This is a genomic window from Amycolatopsis pretoriensis (assembly GCF_900107925.1).
In the GTDB taxonomy this organism is placed as follows: Bacteria; Actinomycetota; Actinomycetes; order Mycobacteriales; family Pseudonocardiaceae; genus Amycolatopsis; species Amycolatopsis pretoriensis.
This window is the reverse complement of sequence record NZ_FNUJ01000001.1, coordinates 1,184,493-1,201,068: the sequence shown is the minus strand read 5'-3', so window position 1 is coordinate 1,201,068 and position 16,576 is coordinate 1,184,493. Positions and strand designations below refer to the sequence as shown.

16 protein-coding genes are annotated in these 16,576 nt (G+C 71.9%); 4 read left to right on the top strand and 12 right to left on the bottom strand.

What is annotated here, in order from left to right:
• Window positions 1–42: 42 nt before the first annotated feature.
• The gene (locus BLV96_RS05555) at window positions 43–660 is read right to left on the bottom strand and encodes an acyl-CoA-like ligand-binding transcription factor (protein WP_091388797.1); all 618 of its coding nucleotides are present in this window, start codon (window positions 658–660) and stop codon (window positions 43–45) included.
• A gap of 160 nt (window positions 661–820) precedes the next feature.
• Here BLV96_RS05555 and BLV96_RS05550 point away from each other — a divergent pair, with 160 nt between their 5' ends.
• Window positions 821–2,164: an MFS transporter gene (locus BLV96_RS05550; RefSeq protein ID WP_091388794.1), complete on the top strand. Its 1,344-nt coding sequence runs from the start codon at window positions 821–823 to the stop codon at window positions 2,162–2,164.
• Between the two features lie 168 nt (window positions 2,165–2,332).
• Here the strand turns inward: BLV96_RS05550 and BLV96_RS05545 are convergent, their stop codons facing one another.
• From BLV96_RS05545 to BLV96_RS05515, 7 genes are all read right to left on the bottom strand, one after another.
• Window positions 2,333–3,682: an SPFH domain-containing protein gene (locus tag BLV96_RS05545; protein WP_244180084.1), complete on the bottom strand. Its 1,350-nt coding sequence runs from the start codon at window positions 3,680–3,682 to the stop codon at window positions 2,333–2,335.
• Between the two features lie 91 nt (window positions 3,683–3,773).
• Complete coding sequence (locus BLV96_RS05540; protein ID WP_086679163.1) at window positions 3,774–4,262, bottom strand: SPFH domain-containing protein; 489 nt, start codon at window positions 4,260–4,262, stop codon at window positions 3,774–3,776.
• Window positions 4,259–4,693 carry an NfeD family protein gene (locus tag BLV96_RS05535; protein WP_086679164.1) on the bottom strand — a complete coding sequence of 145 codons (435 nt, stop codon included), beginning with the start codon at window positions 4,691–4,693 and terminating at the stop codon, window positions 4,259–4,261. The genes BLV96_RS05540 and BLV96_RS05535 overlap by 4 nt, the downstream gene beginning before the upstream one ends.
• 84 nt (window positions 4,694–4,777) lie before the next feature.
• Complete coding sequence (locus BLV96_RS05530; protein WP_086679165.1) at window positions 4,778–5,593, bottom strand: DUF3097 domain-containing protein; 816 nt, start codon at window positions 5,591–5,593, stop codon at window positions 4,778–4,780.
• Window positions 5,594–5,644: 51 nt separating this feature from the next.
• The gene (locus BLV96_RS05525; protein ID WP_086679166.1) at window positions 5,645–6,532 is read right to left on the bottom strand and encodes an aminoglycoside phosphotransferase family protein; all 888 of its coding nucleotides are present in this window, start codon (window positions 6,530–6,532) and stop codon (window positions 5,645–5,647) included.
• On the bottom strand, window positions 6,517–7,320 hold the full coding sequence (locus BLV96_RS05520) for an SCO1664 family protein (protein WP_086679167.1): 804 nt from the start codon (window positions 7,318–7,320) through the stop codon (window positions 6,517–6,519). The genes BLV96_RS05525 and BLV96_RS05520 overlap by 16 nt, the downstream gene beginning before the upstream one ends.
• 2 nt (window positions 7,321–7,322) lie before the next feature.
• On the bottom strand, window positions 7,323–7,898 hold the full coding sequence (locus BLV96_RS05515; RefSeq protein WP_086679168.1) for a DUF3090 domain-containing protein: 576 nt from the start codon (window positions 7,896–7,898) through the stop codon (window positions 7,323–7,325).
• Window positions 7,899–7,974: 76 nt separating this feature from the next.
• Between BLV96_RS05515 and BLV96_RS05510 the strand changes: the two genes are divergently transcribed.
• From BLV96_RS05510 to BLV96_RS05500, 3 genes are read left to right on the top strand one after another with little or no spacing between them, the layout of a single operon-like run.
• Complete coding sequence (locus tag BLV96_RS05510) at window positions 7,975–9,894, top strand: prolyl oligopeptidase family serine peptidase (protein WP_086679169.1); 1,920 nt, start codon at window positions 7,975–7,977, stop codon at window positions 9,892–9,894.
• Window positions 9,891–10,790, top strand: a complete 900-nt coding sequence (locus BLV96_RS05505) for a S66 peptidase family protein (protein ID WP_086679170.1) — start codon at window positions 9,891–9,893, stop codon at window positions 10,788–10,790. The genes BLV96_RS05510 and BLV96_RS05505 overlap by 4 nt, the downstream gene beginning before the upstream one ends.
• Window positions 10,787–11,188 (top strand): TIGR03668 family PPOX class F420-dependent oxidoreductase, encoded by a 402-nt coding sequence (locus BLV96_RS05500; protein ID WP_086679171.1) that lies wholly within the window; start codon window positions 10,787–10,789, stop codon window positions 11,186–11,188. The genes BLV96_RS05505 and BLV96_RS05500 overlap by 4 nt, the downstream gene beginning before the upstream one ends.
• Here the strand turns inward: BLV96_RS05500 and mptB are convergent.
• The 4 genes from mptB to BLV96_RS05480 all read right to left on the bottom strand — a co-directional run bounded on the left by mptB (window position 11,185) and on the right by BLV96_RS05480 (window position 16,576).
• Window positions 11,185–12,720 carry a polyprenol phosphomannose-dependent alpha 1,6 mannosyltransferase MptB gene (gene mptB / locus BLV96_RS05495; protein ID WP_086679172.1) on the bottom strand — a complete coding sequence of 512 codons (1,536 nt, stop codon included), beginning with the start codon at window positions 12,718–12,720 and terminating at the stop codon, window positions 11,185–11,187. The genes BLV96_RS05500 and mptB overlap by 4 nt on opposite strands.
• Before the next feature lie 288 nt (window positions 12,721–13,008).
• Window positions 13,009–14,661 (bottom strand): nickel ABC transporter ATP-binding protein NikE, encoded by a 1,653-nt coding sequence (nikE, locus tag BLV96_RS05490; protein WP_086679173.1) that lies wholly within the window; start codon window positions 14,659–14,661, stop codon window positions 13,009–13,011.
• Window positions 14,658–15,554: an ABC transporter permease gene (locus tag BLV96_RS05485; protein WP_086679174.1), complete on the bottom strand. Its 897-nt coding sequence runs from the start codon at window positions 15,552–15,554 to the stop codon at window positions 14,658–14,660. Before BLV96_RS05485 ends, nikE begins: the two co-directional genes overlap by 4 nt.
• Entirely contained in the window at window positions 15,551–16,576 is a 1,026-nt protein-coding gene (locus tag BLV96_RS05480; RefSeq protein WP_086679175.1) for an ABC transporter permease, read from the bottom strand. Before BLV96_RS05480 ends, BLV96_RS05485 begins: the two co-directional genes overlap by 4 nt.

Here is a 16,576-nt window from a genome sequence, read left to right as displayed (position 1 = left end):
CGAAGAAACCCGGCGACCCTGCCGGGTGTGGAGCGGTGGGGATCAGCGCGGTTCGGGCAGGCCGGCGGCGAGCCGGCCGAAGACGTCGCGCAGGAGCTCTTCCATCGACTGCGGCCGGCCGGACAGGAGCCACTGCTGCGTGACGGTGTTGAGCGCGGCGCCGACGACGCCCGCGACGAGCCGCGGGTAGACGTCCTTGGCCGCGTCGGTGCCGGTGCGTTCGGCGACGACGAGCGCGATTTCGGTTTCGGCCGCCGCGCCCGCCTTCTGGAACTCGCCCTGCAGTGCGGGTTCCGCGACCATCAGCCGCAGGCCTTCGACCCACGACCGCTCCGGCGGCCGCCCTTCGGTCACCGGCTCGCCGAGCGCGAACCCGGTGAGCGCGGCTTCGGTGATGGCCGTCCAGATCGGCTCGCCGCCGGGACGCTGCCGCAGCGCCTCGGCGATGGCGCGCGCCCGGTCGTGGTGCCGGGCGACGATGGCTTCGCCCTTGCTGCCGAAGTAGTTGCTGAACGTCCGGGTGGAAACCCCGGCCTCGGCGGCGATGTCTTCGATCCGGACGTTGTCGAAGCCGCGTTCCACCGTGAGCCGGATGGCCGCCCAGCTCAGCGCGATGCGCGTCTCCTGCTTCTTGCGCTCACGCAGGCCTTTGGCGTCCATGGGTTCAGCGTAGCGGAACTTGCCGAATCTGCAAAGTTGCAGATTCGGCAAGCAGTGGTGCCGTTCATCGCCGACCGGACGAAGTAGCGGTCATCGATCGCCGAAACCGTCGACGGGCGTCACACTGTTGTGTGACATCAGTCACCGGAGGTGTTGCGAGATGGTCTTGGGCGACAACGGAGTCACTCACAAGGTGGAACCGGACAGCAAGTCCGGGAAGGTGCAGGTACGGCGTGCGGCGCTCGCGAGCGCGATCGGCACGACCATCGAGTGGTACGACTTCTTCCTCTACAACACCGCGGCGGCGCTGGTCTTCCCGCACCTGTTCTTCCCCGCGTCGAGTGCCTACGCGGGCGCCATGCAGTCCTTCGCGACCTACGCGGTCGGGTTCGCCGCCCGCCCGGTCGGCGCCGCGATCTTCGGGCACTGGGGCGACCGGATCGGCCGCAAGGCCACGCTGATCGTCACGCTGCTGCTGATGGGCATCTCCTCCGGCATCGTCGGGATGCTGCCCGGGACCTCGGCCATCGGGTTCGCCGCGCCGCTGCTGCTGGTGCTGCTGCGGCTGATCCAGGGCATCGCGATCGGCGGCGAGTGGAGCGGGTCGGTGCTGCTCGCGATGGAGTGGGGCGACCAGAAGAAACGCGGGCTGCTGGGCAGTTTCGCGCAGATCGGCGTCCCGGTCGGGCTGGTGCTCGGCACGGGCGGGATGACGCTGCTGTCGGCGACCCTCTCCCCCGCCGCGTTCGACTCCTGGGGCTGGCGGATCCCGTTCCTGCTCAGCCTGGTGCTCGTCGCGGTCGGGCTGGTGATCCGGCTGAAGATCCTCGAGACGCCGATGTTCGCGAAGCTGATCGAGAACCGGCAAACCGCGCGGACGCCGGTGCTCGACGCGATCCGCCACCACTGGCGCGAAATCCTGCTCTCGGCGGGCGTGCGTTTCAGCGAGCAGATGCCGTTCTACCTGTTCACCAGCTACGTGCTGGTCTACGTCGTGTCGCGGCACGAGTTCAGCAAGACGTTCGTGCTCAACGCGGTCCTCGTCGGCGCCGCGTGCGAACTCGCGTTGATCCCGTTCTTTTCGGCGCTGTCCGACCGCGTCGGCCGCAAGCGGGTGTACCTGGCGGGTGCGGTGTTCACCGGCGTGATCGCGTTCCCGTACTTCACGATCCTGGCGCACGGCAACCACGCGCTGGTGTTCGTGGCGGTCGTCGTGTCGTTCATCCCGCACGCGCTGCAGTACGGGCCGCAGGCGGCGTTGATCGGCGAGAGCTTCCCGACGCACCTGCGTTACGGCGGCGCGGGGCTGGGCTACCAGCTGGCATCGGTGTTCGCGGGCGGGCCGGCGCCGCTGCTGGCGACGTGGCTGCTGCACACGACCGGCACGCCGTACTCGATCTCGGGCTACATCATCCTGTCGGCGGTCGTCACGATCGTGTGCGTGATCTTCCTGCGGGACCGCTCGAAGGCCGACATCGACGACGTGACCGTCTACCAGCGCTGATCGCTCCTCGTTGGCCACCGGCCAGCGCCCCAATGTGGCCTTCGGTGCGTCAGACACAACCAAGGCCACATTGGGGCGCTCTCGACGCGTGAGCAAAAGCGGCGCTGAACGCGGTGAAGGCCTCCTTGCCGGGCGAAAACGCCGGTAAGGAGGCCTTCACGTACTGCGTCAGCGGCGCGGGCCGCCGAACGGGGGCTGCTGCGGGAACGGGCCGCTGCCCGGGTTCTGCGGGCCGCCGAACTGGCCCGGCGGCGGGGACTGCGGCGGTGGGCCCTGGTACTGGCCGCCCTGGGGCGGTCCGGCCGGCTGCTGCGGCTGCGGGAGCGGCTGGCCGCTCTGCGGGGTCGGCGGGTTCTGCAGCGGCTGCGGCTGCTGCGGGGCCGGCGCGACCTCGGTACCGCGGTCCTCGTCCGCCTCGAGTTCGGGCTGCTGCTGCACCGGGCGCGGGATCGACGGCCGCGCGGGCGGGGCCGACGGCGTCCCGAGGGCCGGGACCTCCTGGCGCGCCACGGCTTCCGCGGCCGCGACGGCTTCGGCGACCTTCGGGTCGCTCTTCGTCTCGAACCAGCTGGCGACCTCTTCGTCCTCGAGGTCGACCTTGTCCGGCACGGTGTCGTCCTTGGGCGGCTCGTAGCGGAACACGCCGTCGTCGCCGGGGGCGCCGAGCGCGCGGGCGAAGCCTTCGAGGGCCTTGCCGTAGTCGCTCGGGATCATCCACACCTTGTTCGCGTCGCCCTGCGCCATCTGCGGCAGCGTCTGCAGGTACTGGTAGGCCAGCACCTCCGGCGTCGGGCGGCCGGCCTTGATCGCGGCGAACACCTTCTCGATCGCCTTCGCCTGGCCCTGCGCCTGCAGGTACCGCGCGGCGCGCTCACCCTGGGCCCGCAGGATCCGGGACTGCCGCTCGGCCTCGGCCGCGAGGATGGTGGCCTGGCGAGCACCTTCGGCCGACAGGATCTGGCTCTGCTTCTGGCCTTCCGCGGTCTTGATCGCGGACTCCCGCTGACCTTCCGCGGTGAGGATCATGGCGCGCTTCTCACGATCGGCGCGCATCTGCTTCTCCATCGAATCCTGGATGGAGGGCGGCGGGTCGATCGCCTTGAGCTCGACGCGGCCGACGCGGATGCCCCAGCGGCCGGTCGCCTCGTCGAGCACGCCGCGCAGCTGCGTGTTGATCGAGTCGCGCGAGGTCAGCGTCTGCTCGAGGCTCATGCCACCGACCACGTTGCGCAGCGTGGTGGTGGTCAGCTGCTCGACACCGACGATGTAGTTGGAGATCTCGTACACCGCGGCGCGGGAGTCGGTGACCTGGAAGTACACGACGGTGTCGATCGACACCGTCAGGTTGTCCTCGGTGATCACCGGCTGCGGCGGGAACGAGACGACCTGCTCGCGCAGGTCGATCCGGGCGCGCACCTTGTCCAGGAACGGCACCAGGAAGGTCAGGCCGGGCGAGGCCACCGTGCGGAACCGGCCCAGCCGCTCGATGACCGCCGACTGCGCCTGCGGCACGACCATGATCGCCTTGGCTACCGTGATGATCACGAAGAGAGCCAGTAAGACGACCACGACGATCGCTACTGTGGTGGTCAAGAGATCTTCCCCTTACCTAGTACCATTCTTGCGCGGTTGACGGTGGTCCGGGCGCCGCGGGCGGGCTCACCTCGAGCTTGAGCTCCTTCGCGGCGATGCCCCAGCGGCCGGTGGTGTCGTGCAGGACCGTCCACACTGTACGGTGCAGGTCCCCCGGTGCGGTGATGGCGCGCTCGCCGGTGGTCAGGCTCGCCTCCTGCCGCAACGCGGTGGTGGTCAGCTGTTCGATCGCGAACGCCGGGTTGCCGATTTCGTAGGTCGCCAGCCGCGGGTCGGTGACGGCGAAGACGACTTCGAAGCCGATGAGGATTTCGCGGCCGTCGCCGGTTTCGACCGGTCGCGGCGGCGCCGAAAGGATCTGGTCGCCGAGGTCGACGCGGGCGCGGACCCGGTCGGCGAACGGCACGACGAAGTGGCGGCCGGGGCCGAGCACGGTGCGGAAGCGCCCACCGCGTTCGATCACCGCGGCCCGGCCTTCGGGGACGGTGACGAGGCCGAGGCTCACGGCTCGGCCGACACGACGGCGGTGGCGCCGGCGATCTCGACGACGGTGACCGCCGTGCCGGGCTGGATCGGCGGGTGGTGCTCGGAGAGGCTGCGGGCCGACCAGACGTCGCCGGCCAGCTTCACCTGCCCGGCCTCGTAGTCCACTGTGGACACGACGACCGCGCGGGCGCCGATCAGGGCCTCGATGCCGGTGCGGTGCCCGGTGCCGGCCAGGAAGCGCCGCTTGAGCGCGGGACGGACCAGCACGAGCATGCCGACGGAGGCGACGGCGAACACGGCGACGTCGATGAAGATGTTCCCGGTGAGCACGTCGGCTCCGGCGCCGAACAGCGCGCCGACGCCCAGCATGATCAGCACGAAGTCGCCGGAGAGGACTTCCGCGATCATCAGGGCGATGCCGACGACCAACCAGACCACTGCCCATGCCATGGCTTCATGCTCTCAGATCGCGCCGGTTCGCACCGGGACAGTGACGGGACGTGACCTTCGCGTGACCTTGGACAATTCGGACATTCAGCCCTCTTCCGTCGGCTCGGTGACGAAGTCGATGAGCCGTTCCACGGCCCCGATGAGCGGGGTCTCGAGGTCGCGGAAACTGCTCACTCCGCTCAGGACACGTTGCCAGCCCTCGTAAGGTTGCCCCCAGCCGAGCGCGTCGCAGATCCCCTGCTTCCACTCGGTGCCGCGCGGGATCTTCGGCCACGCCCTGATCCCGACGGCGGCGGGCCGCACGGCTTCCCAGACGTCGATGTAGGGGTGGCCGGTGACCAGCACGTTCTCGTCGTGGACGGCTTCGACGAGCCGGGACTCCTTGCTGCCGGGGACGAGGTGGTCGACGAGGACGCCGAGGCGGCGGCCGGGTCCGGTGCCGAACTCGGCGATCCGGTCGGCCAGGACGTCGACGCCGTCGAGGGGTTCCACGACGACACCCTCGACGCGCAGGTCGTGGCCCCAGACGCGTTCGACCAGCTCGGCGTCGTGCTTGCCCTCCACCCAGATGCGCGAGTCGCGGGCGACGCGGGCCTTCAGGCCTTGGACGCGGACCGAGCCCGACGCCGAGACCTGCCGGGCCGGCGCCTTGTCCGGGGCCCTGAACGGCACCAGCGTGACCGGCTTGCCCTCCAGCAGGAACCCGGCGGGGGCGAGCGGGAAGACGCGGTGGCGGCCCTTGGCGTCCTCGAGCACGACGTTCCCGTACTCGATCTTCACCACCGCGCCGCAGTAGCCGCTGGCCGGGTCCTCGACGACCAGGCCGGGTTCGGCCGGGACTTCGGGCACCTTCTTGCGGCGCGGGCCGGCGAGCACGTCGTCATACGAGTGGGAGCGCACGACCAGGCAACCTAGTGGTGATCGGTACCCGGACGGGTCATGCCACGCCGGTCAGCGCGCCATCTCCAGCAGGGCATCGGTGAACGGCGTGTGCTCGCGACGGCGCAGCGGCGGGTGGGCGGCCAGCGGTGCCAGGGCGGCGCACCACGCCAGGGCTCGTTCGCTGTCGAGGCCGGGCAGGTGCGGGCGGAGTGCCTCGATGCCGTCCTCGAGCGTGCCGCCGGCGGCCAAGGGCAGGTAGAGCCAGTCCGCGAGGTCGAAGGCGGGGTCGCCGACACTCGGGCGCGGGTCGATCGCGACCGCGCCACGGCCGGGGCCGGCGTCGAGGACGTTGCCCGGGTGCAGATCGCCGTGCACGACCGCGACCGGCCCCGCCGAGGCCAGGGCGAGGGCCCGGCTCCGGGCCCTCGCGAGAAGCTCGGGAGTCAGGTGCTCCTCGGCCGGCGAACCCGGGACGGTGCGCTCGGTGATGTCGTACATGAACGTCACGCGCTCGGTCAGCGGCGGCAGGTCGGACGGGGGTGCGACCGCGTGCAGCTCGGTGAGCAGCGCACCGAGCTCCGGCCACGGAACCGGGCGGCCGCGCAGTTCGGTGCCGGGCACCAGGCCTTCGAGCAGGATCGCGCCGGCTTCGAGGTCGGTGCCGAGGACCTGCACCGCCCGTCGGCAGCCGGCCCAGGCCCGCAAACCGGCGAACTCCAGCCGGGCCACCTCCGGGTCCGGGGTCAGCTTCAAAACCCGCAGGTCGCCGCCGGGGCCGGTGCACAGCAGCGTGCGGCCGGTGTTGCCCGGCCGGGCCTCGCGGACGGTCAGCTGCCACTTCGCGCTCAGCCGGGCGACCAGGTCCGGCAGGGCGTCGCACCACGGTTCGGCCAGCTCGGCGCCGAAGCGGTCGGTCAGCCGCGCGCGGGTGGCGTCGTCGACTAGAACAGCGGCCACGGGATGGCGCGCCAGTCGTCACCGGGCTCGGGGAAGATGCCTTCGGCGAGCAGCAGGTCGGTGCGCTCGGCCAGGGCCCGGACCTCGAACTTGGTGATGTGCTCCGAGAGCGTCTTGCCGAGGCCGCCGTCGAGTTCCGAGCGCAGCTTGCGCAGCTTCTCGACGGTGTCCGGCGGCACCGGCTCGCCGATCCAGCCCCACAGGACGGTCCGCAGCTTCGGGTCGGTGTGCAGGCAGATGCCGTGGTCGACGCCGTAGACGCGGCCGTCGACGCCGGGCAGCAGGTGCCCGCCCTTGCGGTCGGTGTTGTTGACGACGATGTCGAGCACGGCGAGGTCGCGCAGCCCGGGGTGGTCGGCGTGGACCAGCACCGCGGGCTCGCCGAGCCGGTCGTGGGCGTGCAGGACCGGGCGCCAGCCGTCGGGGACTTCGTCGGGCGGGAGGACTTCGACGAGGTCGTCCTCGGTCGTCTCGATCCACAGCTGGACCATGCCGGGGCCGAACGGGCCGTCGCGCAGCACGGTCGGCGGGATCGCGCCGATGCCGGCGGTGTCGCTGATGATCGCGGTCGCGACCTCGCGCCCGGCCAGGGTGCCGTCGGGGAAGTCCCACAGCGGCCGCTCCCCCGACACCGGCTTGTACACGACCCGGCCGGTGACGCCGTCGAGCTCGATGGCGCAGAAGAGCGTGACGTTGGAGGCGTCGACCAGTCGGCCTTCGACGTCGATGCGGCCGTGGGTGACCAGCTCGCGGGACGCCGGGTCGGCCGGATCGGGGGTCGTGGCCATGGTCAGTCTTCGTCCGCCTCGGTCTCGCGCCGGTAGCCGTTCTGCCGGGGGCAGATGTGCCCGTTCGGGTCGAGCGGCTCCCCGCACAGCGGGCAGGGCTTGCGGCCGGCGTTGACGACGCGGTCGGCTCGCTCGGCGAAGGCGCGGGCGGCGGCCGGGCTGAGGAAGACGCGGACGGCGTCCGGGCCCTCCTCGGTGTCGTCCAGCACGACCGTTTCGTCGACCTCGCCCTCGGTGATGGCGAGCAACTCGATGACGACGGCGCTGCTGTCGGCGTCCCAGCCCAGGCCCATGGTGCCGACGCGGAACTCCTCCTCGACCGGCACGGTGAGGGGGTCGAGGTCGACGAGGTCGTCCGGGGCGTCGTCGGGGACGTCGGCACCGAAGCGGCTGGCGACCTCTTCCAGCAGCGAGCCGAGGCGCTCCGCGAGGACGACGACCTGCTGCTTTTCGATGGTGACGCTGATGGTGCGCACGTCCTCGGAAGCCTGGAGGTAGAACGTGCGATCGCCGGGCTCGCCGACGGTGCCGGCGACGAACCGATCCGGCTGGCGGAAGACGTGGATTACGCGAGACATAGCACTGTCGACCCTAGGCCACGGCCGCATGATCGGCATCCGCCGCCCCACCTTCGCGGGCCGCTAGCCTCTGGGGGTGTCTCGGATCTCGCCGTACGGAACCTGGTCCTCGCCCATCACCGCCGCCGAGGTGGCCGCCGCCGGTGGCGGCCCGCAGTGGCTCGACGTCGTCGGGGACGAGGTGTGGTGGGCCGAGGCGCGGCCCGGTGAGCAGGGGCGGGTCGCCCTGGTGAAGGCCGGTCCGGGCGGCACGGAAGATGTGCTGCCGGCGCCGTGGAACGTGCGCAACCGGCTGCACGAGTACGGCGGGCGGCCGTGGGTGGTCGCCGGCGGTGTGGTGGTCTTCACGCACTGGGCCGATCAGCGCGTTTACGCCGTGGGCGAAACCGGTGTCGTGCCGGTCACGCCGGAGCCCGCGGAGCCCCAGGGAGTGCGTTACGGCGACCTCGTGGCCGGGCGGCCCGGCGAGGTGTGGGCGGTGCGGGAGCGCGCTGTGGGGCCGCGTCCGACCGACATCGCGCGGGAGCTGGTGGCGATCGCCGTCGACGGCGGCGGGGAACGGGTGCTGGCCGCGAGCCACCACTTCCTGACCGCGCCGAAGCTCGCGCCGGACGGGCGGCACGCGGCGTGGTTCGGCTGGGACCACCCGGCGATGCCGTGGGACGGGACCGAGCTGTGCGTGGCACCCGTGGCCGAGGACGGGTCCTTCGGGCCGCACCGCGTGCTGGCCGGCGGTCCGGACGTCTCGGTGTGCCAGGTCGAGTGGGAGACGCCGTCGACGGTGCTGGCGCTGCTGGACCCGGACGGCTGGTGGAACCTGCACCGCGTCGGCCTCGACGGCTCGGTGGTGAACCTGGCGCCGGTGGAGCGCGAGGTCGGCGGACCGCTGTGGAAGACGGGGTCGCGCTGGTTCGCGCCGCTCGGCGGCGGCCGGCACGCGGTGCTGGTGTCGGGGCGCCTCGCCGTCCTCGACGAGGCGGACGGTTCGGTGACCCCGGTCGCGGAGGAGCTGACGGCGTGGTCGTCGACGAGCCTCGCGGCGCTCGGCGACGCGGTCGCCGGGGTGGCGGGCGGCCCGGTCCGGGAGCCGGCGGTGGTGCGGGTGGCCCTCGACGGCCGCGTCACCGACCTGACGCCGCAGCCGGAGCTGCCCTCGGCCTACCTGCCGGTGCCGCAGGAGCGGGTGTTCACGACCGCCGACGGGGAGGCCGTGCCGGTGGTGCTGTACCTGCCGGCGAACCCGGACTTCGAGGCGCCGTCGGGCGAGCGGCCGCCGCTTCTGGTGCACGTCCACGGCGGGCCGACCGGGCAGTTCCTGCCGGCGCTGGACCTGGAGCCGGCGTACTTCACCAGCCGGGGCATCGCGGTGGCGGCGGTGAACTACGGCGGGTCGACCGGTTTCGGGCGCGCCTACCGGGAGCGGCTGCGGGAGCAGTGGGGCGTGGTCGACGTCGCCGACTGCGCCGCGGTGGCCGAGGCGCTGGTGGCGGCCGGGCTGGCCGACGGCGACCGGCTGGCGATCCGCGGCGGCAGCGCGGGCGGGTTCACCGCGGCGGCGTCGCTCACGACGACGAAGACCTACCGGGCGGGCACGGTGATGTTCCCGGTGCTGGACCTGGCGGGCTGGACCGGTACCGAGGGCGACACGCACGACTTCGAGTCGCGGTACCTCGACGGGCTCGTCGGGCCGCTGCCGGCGGCGCGGCAGCGGTACGTCGAGCGGTCGCCGCTGGCGAACTCGGCGTCGCTGGCCGGGCCGGTGCTGTTCCAGCAGGGGCTGGAGGACCGGATCTGCCCGCCGGAGCAGGCGGACCGGTTCGTCGCCGGGCTGGAAGGACGCGGGATCCCGTACGCCTACCAGCGGTTCCCCGGGGAGCAGCACGGGTTCCGGCAGGCCGCGACGATCGTGGCGGCGCTGGAGGCGGAGCTGTCGTTCTACGGCCAGGTGCTCGGCTTCGAGACGCCGGGTGTCGCGAAGCTGGAGCTGTCGCGATGAGGCCGCCACGGTTGCGGGCCGGTGACACGGTGGCGCTGGTGGCGCCGGCCGGGCCGGTGCCGGCGGACCTGCTGGAGAAGGCGATCCCGGTGCTGCGCGGCTGGGGTGTCGAGCTGCGCATCGGGCCGTGTGTGCGTGCCGCGCCCGGATCGCCGCCCTATCTGTCCGGTTCGGACGCCGCGCGGGCGGCGGAGTTCACCGAGGCGTGGCTGGACCCGGGCGTGCGCTGCGTGCTGGCCGCGCGCGGTGGCTACGGCGTGCAGCGGATGCTGGACCTGGTCGACTGGGCCGCGTTGGGAGAGGCGGGCCCGAAGGTGCTGGCCGGGTCGTCGGACGTCACGGCGTTGCACCGGGCGGTGAACGTCCATTTGGGACTGTCCACTTTGTTCTCCCCGATGCCGGCGAGCGTGCTGTTCGACGACTTCGCGGTCGAGCACCTGCGGCGGTCGCTGTTCGAGCCCGAGCTGAACGTGGTGGTGCGCGGCGGTGCGGCGCTGGTGCCGGGCCGGGCGTCGGGGGTGCTGACGGGCGGGAACCTGTCGCTGCTGGCTGGGGGGATCGGGACGCCGGAGCAGGGCTCGGCGCGGGACGCGGTGGTGCTGCTGGAGGACGTCACGGAGAGCGTGTACCGGTTGGACCGGATGCTGACGCAGCTGCTGCGCGCCGGCTGGTTCGAAGGCGTCCGCGGGATCGTGCTGGGGTCGTGGGCGGCGTGCGGGGATCCGGCGGAGGTGCGGGCGTTGCTGCTGGACCGGCTGGGGCCGTTGGGGGTGCCGGTGGTGGAGGAGTTCGGGTTCGGGCACGTGGCGTCGTCGCCGACGTTGCCGCTGGGGGTGCCGGTGACGCTGGACGCGGACCTGGGGACGTTGACGTTCGACTCCCCCGCGCTGACGTGACTCCGGACGAGGCGCGTTCCCGGTTCGCGGCGGCGCGGGTGGCCCGGCTGGCGACGGTGTCGGCGGCCGGGGTGCCGCACCTGGTGCCGGTGACGTTCGCGGTGCGGGGTGATCAGGTGGTGTTCGCGGTGGACCACAAGCCGAAGTCGTCCGTGGCGCTGCGACGGCTGGCGAACATCGCGGAGAACCCGGCGGTGTGCTTCCTGGCCGACGGGTACGCCGAGGACTGGTCGCGGCTGTGGTGGACGCGGGCGGACGGCACGGCTCGGGTGCTGGCGCCGGGTGCCGAGCCGGTGTCGTGGCTGGTGGAGAAGTACGCGCAGTACCGGAAGCGGCCGCCGGAGCACGCGGTCGTGGTGACGCGAGTGCACAAGTGGAGCGGCTGGACGGGTTCCTAGTCGCGGAGGAACTTCTCCGGGCGGCGCCACGCGTCGATGATGCCCAGCGGGTCCGGGCGCAGCAGGGACGCCGCCGAGTACAGGCTCGCCACCACGACCAGGGCGATGAACCACCAGTCGTACAGGGCCTGCTCGCCCGTCGGGTAGTACACCAGCGTCACGAACACCGACACCGCCACCACCAGCGCGAGGTGCCGCGGCTGCCACTTGAACGCCGACAGGAGCACGAAACCCCAGGTCAGGTACCACGGCAGGGTCGGCGGCATGAGGATCGCGACCGCCAGCAGGGAGATGCCGGCGCGGTAGACCGCCTCGGTGCCGCCGCCGCGGGCGAGCCACCACTGGCGGACGCCGAAGACGATCAGGACCAGCATGCCCGCCGCGCGGGCGACCGTCACGAACGGGGACACCTGGACGTCCACGACGATGTGGACCAGGTTGTAGAACACCTCGCCGATGCCGGTGGGGATGTTCAGCCAGTTCGCGATCAGCTGCGGGGCTTTGAGGCCGGACCACCAGCCCATGTTCAGCGAGCCCAGCGAGATCCACGTGCCCGCGACGAACACCGGCAGGAACAGGCCCACCGAGGCCGCGCCGGCGCGCAGGAAGTTGCGGACCTTCGATTCGCCTTCGAGGTGGTTGGCCCACATCCAGACGATGAACGGCAGCGCGATCGCCGCCGTCGGCTTGATCAGCATGCCGATCGTGACCAGGACGACCGCGACGACGTGCCTGCGTTCCAGGGCGGCCAGGACGCCGATGGTGAGGAACGCGAGCATCATCAGGTCGTTGTGCGGGCCGCCGAAGAGGTGGATCACCATCATCGGGCTGGCCACCGCGAGCCACAGCGCGACCGGGAGCTTGCCGCCGAGGTGCTTGACCAGCCGCGGGAGCGCCCACAGCGTCCCGGCCAGGCCCACCAGCAGCACGACGCGCATGAGGATGACGCCGAGGATCATGTTGTCGCCGGTGGTCGCGACGACGCCCTTGGAGATGAGCAGGAACAGCGGCCCGTACGGCGCGGGCGTGGTCTGCCAGAGCGGGTGGACGTTCTGCACGACGTTCGGCAGGACGTCGAGCTCGGCGGGTCCGTTGGCGTACGGGTCGAGCCCGTAGAGCAGCTGGGCGCCCTGGCCGAGGTAGGAGAAGACGTCGCGGGTGAACAGCGGCGGCGAGATGAGCAGCGGCGCCATCCAGCACCCGGCGGCGACCAGGATGGGGCGGCTGCCGATGCGCCCGGCCAGCACGTAGCGGCCGAGGCGGACCCAGGCCCACACGACGAGGCCGAAGCCGACGTAAAGGACGGCGTTGGCGAGCATGCGCCCGTGGCCGTAGCGGATCCACGACAGCGGGCCGTGGCCGAGCACGGGGTCCTTGATCAGGATGCCGCCGGCGCCGAACGCGGCCAGCATGAGCAGGGTGCTGCCGACCGTGCCCATGGCGATCGTGCGGTACGGGAATCGCGAGGGCACGCGCAGCCGCTCGGCCAGCCCGGCCGAGGGCGTCTGGGTGGGGTCGGTGGTGGTCGCCATTTCCGTTCGGAGATTACACACCGCGCTCGCGCGGAGTTCCCGCAGTGTCAGGTTTCGCCGGTCCGCTCCCGGCGCCGGGTGTCTTGAACGACTCATTCAGGTCTTCGGAGGTCCTGAATGAGTCATTCAAGACCTCGGCACTAGCCAACCCTGGCCGCCAAGCCGAGCGGAGCCGGCCCAGTCGAGCCGGGCCGAACGTCATGAACGAGTCGTTTATGAGGCCAGGCGTCATGAACGACTCGTTCATGACGTCGCCGTCGCCCCTGGACGTCCGCGGCAGGGGCTGGGTCAGGTTTCGACGGTGCGGCGCTGGGCGGTGCCGCCGGGGAGGGCGGCCAGCAGGGACTTCGTGTACTCGTGCTGCGGGTCGAGCAGGACCTGTTCCACCGTCCCGGTTTCGACGAGCTCGCCGCGGTACATCACGGCGACGCGGTCGGCGATGTTCCAGGCCAGGCCCAGGTCGTGGGTGATCACCAGGGCCGCGAGGCCGAGTTCGCGCCGCAGCCGCAGCAGCAGCCCGAGGATCTCCCCGCGCACGGACGCGTCCAGCGACGCGACCGGCTCGTCGGCCACCACCACCGATGGCTCCAGGGCCAGGGCGCCGGCGATGACGACGCGCTGGCGCTGGCCGCCGGAGAGCTGGTGCGGGAGCCGGTCGGCGTACTTCTCCGCCGGCCGCAGCTCCGCGGCCTCCAGGGCCCGGTGGACGACCGCGCGCTCGTCGGCGAGCTTGTGGATCCGCGGCCCCTCGGCGACGGCTTCGTACACCGTGTGGGCCGGGTTCAGCGCGCTCGTCGGGTCCTGCAGCACGAGCTGGACCTGACGGCGGTAGGCCTTGAGCCCGGCGCCGCCGGAGGGGACCGGCTTGCCGTCGTAGCGGACCACGCCGGAGTCGGGTTGCTGCAGGCCGAGCAGCGTGCGGGCCAGCGTCGTCTTGCCGGAGCCGGACTGGCCGACCAGGGCGACGATCTCGTCGCGCGACACCGTGAGGTCGACGCCGGCGACGGCGTTGATCCGCTTGCCGGTGCGGTCGCGGAAGGACACGCGCAGGTTCTCCGCCGCCAGCAGCGGCTCCCCCGCCACCCGTTCCGCGGGCTCCGGAGGCAGCGGGTTGCTGGTGGCCGGGGCGAAGCGCGACACCGGGTCGCCGACCGTCGGGAACGCCGCGGCCAGCGCGCGGGTGTGTTCGTGCTGCGGGGAGCCCATCACCTCGGCGCTGGGGCCTTCCTCGACGATCCGCCCGTCGTACATCACCGCGATGCGCCGGCAGGTGGCGGCGAGGACGGACAGGTCGTGGCTGATCATGATCAGCCCGATGTCCTGCTCGGCGACCAGCCGCGACAGCAGGTCGAGGACCTGGGCCTGGACGATGACGTCCAGCGCCGTGGTGGGCTCGTCGGCGATGATCAGCCGGGGCGAGCAGGCCAGGGCCATGGCGATCATGACGCGCTGCTTCTGCCCGCCGGACAGTTCGTGGGGGTAGGCGCCGGCGCGGCTCGTGGGCAGGTCGACCTGGGTGAGCAGCTCGGCGACGCGGGCGTCGACCTGGGCGTCGGTGAGCGCCTTCCCGTCCGCGGGCGGGTGCAGCCGCAGTGGCTCGGCGATTTGCTCGCCGATCCTGCGGACCGGGTTGAGCGCGTGCATGGCGCCCTGGAAGACCACCGACGCCTCGGCCCAGCGGACCGCGCGCAGGCGGCCCCACTTCATGGCGGTGACGTCTTCACCGTCGAGGACGATCTCGCCGGTGATCTTGGCCGTGCGCGGCAGCAGGCGCAGCACGCTCATCGCGACGGTGGACTTGCCCGAGCCGGATTCGCCGGCGACGCCGAGGGTGCCGCCGGGGTCGAGGGTGAGGTCGACGCCGCGGACGGCGGGCACGTCCTGCTCGCCCACCGCGTAGGTGACGTTGAGGTCCTTGAGCTGCAGCAGCGGGGTGGTCACTTCTTCAACCTCGGGTTGAACACGGTCTCCAGGCCCCGGCCGACCAGGGTGAAGAAGAGGACGACGAGCACGATCGCGATGCCCGGCGGGAGCACGTTCCACCAGGCGCCGCGGCTGATGGCGCCGTTGTTGAGCGCGCTCTCGAGCACCAGGCCCCAGGTGACGGAGTTGGGGTCGCCGACGCCGAGGAACGACAGGGTCGCGTCGGCGATGACGGCGTTGCCGACCACCAGCGTCGTGTTGGCCAGCACCAGCGGCATCACGCCGGGCAGGACGTGCTTGCCGATGACGTGCAGGTGACCGCCGCCGAGGGCGTGGGCGCGCTCGATGTAGGGGCGGCTTTCGATGGTGAGGGTCTGGGCGCGGACCAGCCGGGCGGTGCTGGGCCACGCGGTGAAGCCGATCGCGATGATGATCGTGCCGATGCCCTTGGGCAGCACCGCCGAGAGCGCGATCGCGAGGATCAGCGACGGCAGGACCAGGAAGAAGTCGGTGAACCGCAGCAGCGTCGCCGACACCCAGCCGCCGAAGTGCGCGGCGGCGATGCCGATCAGGGTGCCGATGACGACCGACAGCAGCGCCGCGGAGAACCCGACGAGCAGGGAGATCCGGGTGCCCCAGACGGTCATCAGCAGCACCGAGCGGCCGAAGTTGTCGGTGCCGAGCCAGAAGTCGCCGGTGGGCGGGCTGAGCGGCTCGCCGGTGGCCTTGGTGACGTCGAGGCCGCTCTGGTCGCTGATCAGCGGCAGCAGCAGGGCGACGACGACGGTGGCGCCGAGCAGGATCAGGCCGGCGAGCGCGGCGCGCTGGGCGGCGAACTCGCGCCAGGTCCGGGCGAGGGACGCGCGCCGGCGGTGCCAGGCGATCTGCCGGGGTGTCTCGGCGGTGGTCATGACGTACGCACCCTCGGGTCGAGCACGCGGTAGAGCAGTTCCGCGAGCAGGTTCATCAGCACCACGGCGCTGGCCAGCACGGTGAACACGCCCTGGAGCACCGGCAGGTCGGGGCCGTGGAGGGCGTCGTAGGTCAGCTGGCCGAGCCCGGGCCAGCTGAACACGGCCTCGACGGTGACCGCGCCGGCGACGACCTGGCCGAACTGCATGAACACCAGCGTCGTGGTGGGCAGCAGGGCGTTGGGGACGGCGTGGCGCTTGCGGACGAGGTCGTCGCGCAGGCCCTTGGCGCGGGCGGTGGTGAGGTAGTCGGCGTTCATCTCCCCGAGCAGCGACGAGCGCATGATGAGCATGTACTGGGCGTAGAACACCGCCAGCAGCGTCACGCACGGCAGCACCAGGTGGTGCAGCACGTCGAGGGTCTGGGACAGGACGTCGGGCGCGGCGTCCGGGGAGTGCATGCCGCGGCTGGGGAACAGGCCGTTGGTGACGACCAGCAGCATCAGGCCGAGCCAGAACTGCGGGACCGACCAGAGGGTCAGCGCGATCCCGGTCTGGGCGCGGTCGAAGAAGCTGTCGCGGCGCCAGGCGGCGCGGATGCCCAGCCACAGGCCGATGATCACGGCCAGCACGGTGGCGCTGCCGACGAGCAGGATGGTCGGCCAGAGCCGTTCGCCGATCATGTCGGCGACCGGGCGGCCGTTGTTGAGCAGCCGGGATTCGCCGAGGTCGCCGTGCAGCAGGTTCCAGAAGTAGGTGCCGAACTGGACGAGGACGGGCTTGTCGACGCCCATCTTCTCGCGCAGCTCGGCGATCTGCTGGGGGCTGGTGACGCGGTCGCGGGTCATCGCCGCGACCGGGTCGCCCGGCAGCATCCGGAACAGGAAGAAGAACAGCACGATCACCAGCAGCACGCTGATGACGGCTTCGATCACCTTACGCAGCACGAACCGGGCGGTGCCGGTCCCGCCGCGGTGCTCGTCGGGGTCGACGAGCACCGCGGCTTGTTCAGGGGCGGTCAT

Bases quoted from the DNA above. Each gene is read 5' to 3' on its own strand.
- BLV96_RS05555 (WP_091388797.1), bottom strand. From the start codon at position 660: ATGGACGCCAAAGGCCTGCGTGAGCGCAAGAAGCAGGAGACGCGCATC.
- BLV96_RS05550 (WP_091388794.1), top strand. From the start codon at position 821: ATGGTCTTGGGCGACAACGGAGTCACTCACAAGGTGGAACCGGACAGC.
- BLV96_RS05545 (WP_244180084.1), bottom strand. From the start codon at position 3,682: ATGGTCGTGCCGCAGGCGCAGTCGGCGGTCATCGAGCGGCTGGGCCGG.
- BLV96_RS05535 (WP_086679164.1), bottom strand. From the start codon at position 4,693: ATGGCATGGGCAGTGGTCTGGTTGGTCGTCGGCATCGCCCTGATGATC.
- BLV96_RS05520 (WP_086679167.1), bottom strand. From the start codon at position 7,320: ATGGCCACGACCCCCGATCCGGCCGACCCGGCGTCCCGCGAGCTGGTC.
- BLV96_RS05515 (WP_086679168.1), bottom strand. From the start codon at position 7,898: ATGTCTCGCGTAATCCACGTCTTCCGCCAGCCGGATCGGTTCGTCGCC.
- BLV96_RS05505 (WP_086679170.1), top strand. From the start codon at position 9,891: ATGAGGCCGCCACGGTTGCGGGCCGGTGACACGGTGGCGCTGGTGGCG.
- mptB (WP_086679172.1), bottom strand. From the start codon at position 12,720: ATGGCGACCACCACCGACCCCACCCAGACGCCCTCGGCCGGGCTGGCC.
- BLV96_RS05485 (WP_086679174.1), bottom strand. From the start codon at position 15,554: ATGACCACCGCCGAGACACCCCGGCAGATCGCCTGGCACCGCCGGCGC.
- BLV96_RS05480 (WP_086679175.1), bottom strand. From the start codon at position 16,576: ATGACCGCCCCTGAACAAGCCGCGGTGCTCGTCGACCCCGACGAGCAC.